Annotated in this window: 1 protein-coding gene; it reads left to right on the top strand. The window is 46.0% G+C overall.

Going from position 1 to position 1,805, the window contains the following annotated elements:
* The first annotated feature begins 116 nt into the window (after positions 1-116).
* Complete coding sequence (locus tag BK127_RS42065; RefSeq protein ID WP_076238567.1) at positions 117-1,403, top strand: IS110 family RNA-guided transposase; 1,287 nt, start codon at positions 117-119, stop codon at positions 1,401-1,403.
* Positions 1,404-1,805: the final 402 nt, after the last annotated feature.

Here is a 1,805-nt window from a genome sequence, read left to right as displayed (position 1 = left end):
ATGCTAAACATTCCTGTTAGTGCTAAGAAATAGGCTTTGTCAAAAAAGGAGCGCCTCGGTATGATGGGTTTGTCGACGGGTTTGTAACCCATAACCATCAAGGAGGCACTCTCACTATGAAGTTTAAACAAACAGACGGACAAAATCAACGTATCGAACGAATTACCACTTCTCATCTTGTTGTGGGCATCGACATTGCCAAGGAAACTCATGTAGCACAAGCGACTAATTTTCGCGGAATCGTACTTTCTAAGCGTCATCTCTCATTTTCAAATACAATTGAAGGCTTCGAAAAGTTAGTACGGTGGATCGATGGACTGAAACATAAACACCGTTTACAAGGACTCATCATGGGAATGGAGCCGACTGGACATTATGGGTCTAATCTGGCTAATTGGCTAGCCGACAAGGGCATAAATGTTGTCATGGTAAATCCGGCCACCACCAAAAGAAACAAGGAGAATCGCGACAATAGCCCATCTAAGAACGATCCGAAGGATGCGCTTGTCATTGCCGACGTGATCAGCCGAGGTTACTACTATGAATACTCACGACAAGCTACAGTCTTTCAAAAGTTGCGAACGATGATGAGTGACCGGGAATTTTGGGTGACAAATAGTGTACGATTGCAGAACCGGATCATCCGCTGGTTAGACATTCGCTTCCCTGAGTATTTCTCGGTGTTTAAAGATTGGACCTGTAAACGTTCCTTGGCCACACTTAAAGAATTTTCTTCTCCGCAGGATCTAGAATCTCTATCCGTATCAGAGGTGATCACAGGATGGAGAGCGCACATGCAGCGAGCTGGTGGCTCCACGGGCATGCAGAAAGCCGCGGAGCTAATCGCTCAAGCTAAGCGAAGTGTAGGCGAAACCACTGCACTTGATGAAGCAAAGCAGGATTTGGGGCGGCTATTACAAGAGTTCGAACGAATTGTTGAAATACTAGACAGAATTGAACAGGATATACAAGTGTTGCTTAGTGAAATTCCTATGGCCGATCAGCTTCGTTCCATCAAAGGTCTAGGTCCAATCTTCATAGCAGCCATTCTATCTTGCGCTGGCGACCTTAGACAGTACGCCCATGGACGTCAATTATTGCGTAAAGCAGGTCTAAACCTGGCTGAAAGAATGTCAGGAAAACACAAGGGACAAATCATGCTTTCGAAACGGGGAGATGCTACGCTACGCAAATATATGTATCTGGCGACGATCGTACTCGTAGGAACGAATCCTGTCTTTCGACAGATGCATGAGAATAATGTTCAAATCAGGCAAATGAAGAAGCAACAGTCGGTATTTAAACTGCTTGGAAAGCTAGCACGAATCATCATTGGCATTGTTGGGCGGGGAGAAACTTTTTCTCCTGAAAAAGCTGCCCCTACGTGCACTCGAGCTGCCTAAGACTGAATAAACGAACACGTAGATTGACTCATTCGCAGGATTTCACAAAGAAAGCACGGAGGACCGAGTTCCTGCCCGGCAAGGGCTTCAGACCCATCCGCTAAACGCTATCGGTCTCCACGCCTTGGTCAGGTGTAACGAAGGAATGTAAGGGCAAAGACCCGTAGAGCCATGGGATGGTGAACTCCCAAGGAAATTGTGGAGAATACGTGCAGAAGAATAGCACTTGGAGAAATGTTCCACACGCTTCTTCTGTTCCCGCATGCCCAAAATTGGAACGACGGTGTCTAATAAGCTTACTTTCCGGACGACAACTGTTATACAGGACAACGAAATCCTGCGAATGAGTGAGTATATGTGAGATAAACCCTTAAAACCGAGGGACGGGCAGTAATATTCAGT

The sequence above is a fragment of the Paenibacillus sp. FSL H7-0331 genome, assembly GCF_001956045.1.
The sequence above is the reverse complement of the archived record's forward strand: the minus strand, read 5'-3'. Positions and strand labels throughout refer to the sequence as shown.

What these genes read in the sequence shown, in the direction of transcription:
- BK127_RS42065 (WP_076238567.1), top strand. Translation starts at nt 117, where the DNA reads ATGAAGTTTAAACAAACAGACGGACAAAATCAACGTATCGAACGAATT.